6 protein-coding genes and 1 riboswitch are annotated in these 4,494 nt (G+C 68.3%); of the genes, 5 read left to right on the top strand and 1 reads right to left on the bottom strand.

The features are described 5' to 3' along the window. The coding region (locus CVO76_RS06805) for a YdcF family protein (RefSeq protein ID WP_208741392.1) at positions 1 to 579 on the bottom strand (579 nt) is incomplete at its 3' end. Positions 580 to 694: 115 nt separating this feature from the next. Here CVO76_RS06805 and CVO76_RS06800 point away from each other — a divergent pair. The 5 genes from CVO76_RS06800 (at position 695) to CVO76_RS06780 (ending at position 4,428) form a co-directional block, all read left to right on the top strand. Then, positions 695 to 1,261, top strand: a complete 567-nt coding sequence (locus CVO76_RS06800; RefSeq protein WP_133080708.1) for a YceD family protein — start codon at positions 695 to 697, stop codon at positions 1,259 to 1,261. Between the two features lie 2 nt (positions 1,262 to 1,263). After that, entirely contained in the window at positions 1,264 to 1,467 is a 204-nt protein-coding gene (gene rpmF, locus CVO76_RS06795) for a 50S ribosomal protein L32 (protein ID WP_043445822.1), read from the top strand. A gap of 74 nt (positions 1,468 to 1,541) precedes the next feature. Then, the gene (gene rnc, locus CVO76_RS06790) at positions 1,542 to 2,279 is read left to right on the top strand and encodes a ribonuclease III (RefSeq protein ID WP_208741390.1); all 738 of its coding nucleotides are present in this window, start codon (positions 1,542 to 1,544) and stop codon (positions 2,277 to 2,279) included. Continuing rightward, positions 2,280 to 3,242 carry a bifunctional DNA-formamidopyrimidine glycosylase/DNA-(apurinic or apyrimidinic site) lyase gene (gene mutM / locus CVO76_RS06785; protein ID WP_208741388.1) on the top strand — a complete coding sequence of 321 codons (963 nt, stop codon included), beginning with the start codon at positions 2,280 to 2,282 and terminating at the stop codon, positions 3,240 to 3,242. It abuts the gene before it with no gap. A gap of 132 nt (positions 3,243 to 3,374) precedes the next feature. Next, a riboswitch (cyclic di-AMP (ydaO/yuaA leader) is annotated at positions 3,375 to 3,559 on the top strand. A 2-nt stretch (positions 3,560 to 3,561) separates the two neighbouring features. Continuing rightward, positions 3,562 to 4,428, top strand: a complete 867-nt coding sequence (locus CVO76_RS06780) for a C40 family peptidase (RefSeq protein WP_208741385.1) — start codon at positions 3,562 to 3,564, stop codon at positions 4,426 to 4,428. Positions 4,429 to 4,494: the final 66 nt, after the last annotated feature.

Raw genomic sequence — 4,494 nt, 5'->3', positions numbered from 1 at the left:
CGCGGGGCGGGCCAGGGCGGCGGCCAGTGCCGTGGTCTCCTCGACGAACCGTCCGAGCCACTCCAGGGCGTCGAGGTCCGGCGTCGATTCGGCCATGGTGACGTCGGCCTCGGAGCACTGGGAGATGTTCGTGGAGGCGCGTGTCACGTGGTAGGTCGAGGTGACGACGACGATCCTGTCCCAGCCGCGGTCGCGGGCGAGCGCGGCGATCGCACGCGCCTCGCCCCTCGTGGTCAGGGGATCCGAACGGAAGCAGGTCGTGCCGGCGTCGTCCGCGGCGCACAGGGCGTCGGCCGCGGAGTTGCCCGGCAGCCCCGTCGAGGAGAGCACGAGTTCGTCGGCGACGCCGCGCTCGATCAGCCGCTGGCCCGCGGGAAGCCTCTCGCCCGCGGCTCCGGCCAGCACCACCACCGCATCGGCCGTCCCGACCGTCCGCAGCGGAGGGTTGTAGAACAGCACATAGGCGAGGATCAGCCACGCGAGGAGACAGGCGGTGGCGATCCCGGCCGCTGTCCGCAGGGCGCGGACCGCCCGACGACGACGCGGGTCGGCCGGTGCCGGGCGGGGATCGGACGTCATCGTCCGAGCGTAGACGGGTCCGCCCGTTTTGGGACTGCCCGCCTCATCGGGCTAGGATGGTACGTCGGTCATATGTTCTACAGGAGTCATCATCAACAGCGATCTCAGTTCGCCTTTGACTTTCAGCGTCAAGGATCTCGGACGCAGTCCGGGAAGCATGCGGACAGTGGAAGAACATGTACCGGCACCGAAGGATTTCGGCGTTGCGCTGATCGGCGTGCAGGAGGGTTCCGAGATGGAACTGGACCTGCGTTTCGAATCGGTGCACGAGGGAATCCTGGTGTCGGGTACGGCAAACGTCGAGGTAACCGGCGAGTGCGGCCGTTGCCTGGAGCCCCTGCGGTTCGACCGTGAGGTGGACGTCCAGGAGCTCTTCTTCTACAGCGACTCCGAGTCGCTGTCGGTGGAAGAGGAAGAAGATCAGCACAGGGTGGAGAACGATTCGGTCGATCTGGAACCCGTGCTGAGGGATGCAGTGGTTACGTCGCTGCCATTCCAGCCGGTGTGCCGGGAGGATTGCAAGGGCCTGTGCTCCGAATGCGGAGCGCAGCTCAATGACGATCCGGACCACCACCATGAAGTTTTGGACCCTCGCTGGTCAGCCCTTGCAGGGCTGACGGGCACCGCCGCCGGTAACGACGCGGCAACCAAGTCAGAGTCAGACGAGAGAGAAGAGAGTTAGCCGTGGCTGTCCCGAAGCGGAAGATGTCCCGCGCGAATACCCGTGCACGCCGGTCCCAGTGGAAGGCAACCGCCCCCAAGCTGGTCAAGACCCTCGAGAACGGTCGCGTCACCTACAGCCTCGCCCACCAGGCCAAGGTTGTCACCGATTCAGCCGGTACCCCGCTGTTCCTCGAGTACAAGGGCCGCAAGGTAGCCGACGTCTGACAACGGGGTGCGGCCTGCTGCATGCCCGGTGCTGCAGTGGGCACCCGTTCGATGCTGGATCAGCTGATGCGGTTGTGAAGAATACAGAAGAACTCACGAGGCGTCTCGGTGTCGATATCGACACCGAGACGCTTCGTCTTGCCCTGACGCACCGGTCCTACGCCTATGAGAAGGGCGGGATCCCCACCAACGAGCGGCTCGAATTCCTGGGTGACTCGGTGCTCGGCCTCTCGGTGACGGACGCCCTGTACCGGGACAACCCCGACCTCTCCGAGGGTGAGCTCGCCAAGCGGCGGTCCGCCGTCGTCAGCACCAGGGCGCTCGCCGGAGTGGCCCGCACGCTCGACCTCGGCAGCCACGTGCTGCTCGGACAGGGCGAGAAACTCACCAACGGCCGGGACAAGGCATCCATCCTCGCGGACACCATGGAGGCCGTCATCGGTGCTGCCTACCTGAGCCACGGGATCGAGATCGCGAGGGCCATGGTCATGAGGCTCATCGGGCCGCTCCTGCGCGACTCCGCTGTCCTCGGCGAAGGCACGGACTGGAAGACCCGCATCCAGGAGACCGCGGCCGCCCGCCGGCTCGGCCTGATCGACTACCAGGTGGTGGGCGCCGGTCCCGACCACGCCCGTACGTTCACCGCGCGCCTCGTGATCGGCGGCGTCGAGTACGGCTCCGGGTGCGGCCACTCGAAGAAGGAGGCGGAGCAGGAGGCTGCTGCCGCCTCCTGGAAGCTGCTCGCACCCGGGGCCGGGACGACGCCCGACGGCGAACCGCACGACGCGCCCGCAGCGCCCCCCGGACCCTGAGTGCCTGAACTGCCCGAGGTCGAGGTGGTACGGCGTGGGCTGGCGCGCTGGGTCACGGGCCGTACCGTCGAGGCCGTCGAGGTGGTGGACCGGCGGTCGCTGCGACGCCACGTCGCAGGCGTCGAGGACTTCCGCGGCAACGTCACCGGAGCACGCGTCACGGACGTGGTGCGGCGCGGGAAGTTCCTCTGGATGACCCTCCAGGACCCGGACGCCCCCCGTGACGTCCCGCACGTCGCACTGATGGCGCACCTCGGCATGAGCGGTCAGCTGCTCATCGAGGAGCCGGAGGCCCCCCTCGAGAAACACCTGAAGGTTCGCCTTCGGCTCTCCACCGCCGTCGACGACGAGGGTGCACCGCTCCCCGCCGACCTCCGCTTCGTCGACCAGAGGATCTTCGGGGGCATGTTCGTCGCCGATCTCGAGCCCACCGCCGACGGCGCGCCGGGTGGTCGCGGAGACACGGATCTGCCCCTCATCCCGCACCAGGCCGCGCACATCGCGCGTGACCCGCTGGACCCCTCGTTCTCCGTCGAATCCTTCCACCGGCGTCTCCGCGAGCGGAGGACGGGCCTCAAGCGTGCCCTCCTCGACCAGGGCCTCATCTCGGGGATCGGCAACATCTACGCGGACGAGGCGCTGTGGGCGGCGAGACTCCACTACGCGCGCCCCACGGACACTCTGCGCCGTCCCGACACCCTCCGTATCGTCGAGGCGGTCACCACGGTCATGACCCGGGCCCTGGACGCCGGTGGCACGAGTTTCGACGCGCTGTACGTCAACGTCAACGGCGCGTCGGGCTACTTCGCCCGCGACCTCGAAGCCTACGGCCGTGCCGGGCAACCTTGCCGTCGCTGCGCAGCCAAAGGGCGCTCGACCCTCATCCGGCGCGAAGCCTTCATGAACAGGTCATCGTCCCTCTGCCCGTACTGCCAGCCGAGGCCGCGGAACGCTCGGGCCTAGTCGGCGCGGGGGAATTATGGCACCATCGGCGCCGTAACCCAAACGTGACAACCGGAAGCTCAACGGGTACCGTTGACCCCGCGCCCGCTCCACAACGGAGGGGCGCCCCTCCTCACTCTGCCTAACCCTGTCGATGAGGACGGACCGTTCGCACTACACATTCGACAGGGGCGGGGGAACCGATAGCGGACTCAGTCCTGAGTCCTAGGGGTAAAGACGCGCGTCGACCAGCGCATGTTCGCTGGAACGAGAACAGCACGTCCGGATGTCCCATCCGAACCCGACAGCTAACTTCGCAGGCATTGGGAAAGGCATGATCATGTCCAAGAGCACTTCAGCGCGCCACCGGGCCGTCCCCACGCGCACCAACCCCCTTCTCACCGCCTCCCGCGCGATCTCCGCGAGTGCCTCGGTGGCCGGCAAGCCCGCCGCCGTCGTCGTCGCAGCATCCGGGATCATGTTCGGCGCAGCGCTCCCCGCGAGTGCCGCAGGCGAGATCACCCTGCAGGCCGCACCCGAGCAGGTCGCGGCGTCCACCGTCGCGGCGGGCACCTACACCGTCCAGGCCGGCGACACGCTGGGCAGCATCGCTGCCTCGCACGGCGTCAGCCTCGACACGCTGTTCACGGCCAACGGACTCGGCTACAGCTCGGTCATCTACCCGGGTCAGGCCCTCGCGCTCACCGGCACTGCCGCTCCCCAGCAGTACTCCGCCCAGTCCGCAACGATCGTCGCTGCCCCCGCAGCGATCGCGGCACCGGCACCCGTGGCGGCACCCGCACCCGTGGCAGCACCCGCGGTCTTCTCGGGGAACACCACCGGACTCAGCACGCAGTCCGCCTCGATCAGCCCCGCCGGCGGCGGCATCGTCGGCACGGCCATGCAGGGCATCGGCTCGGGCTACGTGTACGGCGGAACCTCGTTCGGCGGCTGGGACTGCTCCGGCTTCGTGCAGTGGGTCTACGCGCAGAACGGCATCAGCCTGCCGCGCACCACCTGGTCGCAGTTCGCTGCTCTCACCCCCACCAGCAACCCGCAGCCGGGCGACCTGGTGAGCCAGAACGGTGGAAGCCACGTCGGTATCTACCTCGGCAACGGCCAGATGGTCAGCGCCCTGAACCCCTCGCAGGGCACGCTGGTGCACTCGGTCAACGCCATGTCGGTGGACGGGTACTACACCCGCTAGGAATCGCGACCGGCGTCAGCCGGTCGTCCCAGGTACAGGTACGCAGAAGGGCGGGATGCGGGGCAT

Source organism: Arthrobacter agilis, from assembly GCF_002953615.1.
In the GTDB taxonomy this organism is placed as follows: domain Bacteria; phylum Actinomycetota; class Actinomycetes; order Actinomycetales; family Micrococcaceae; genus Arthrobacter_D; species Arthrobacter_D agilis_B.
This window is presented reverse-complemented; position numbering and strand designations above follow the sequence as displayed.

Coding starts and splice junctions, on each gene's coding strand:
- CVO76_RS06780 (WP_208741385.1), top strand. CDS start 3,562: ATGTCCAAGAGCACTTCAGCGCGCCACCGGGCCGTCCCCACGCGCACC.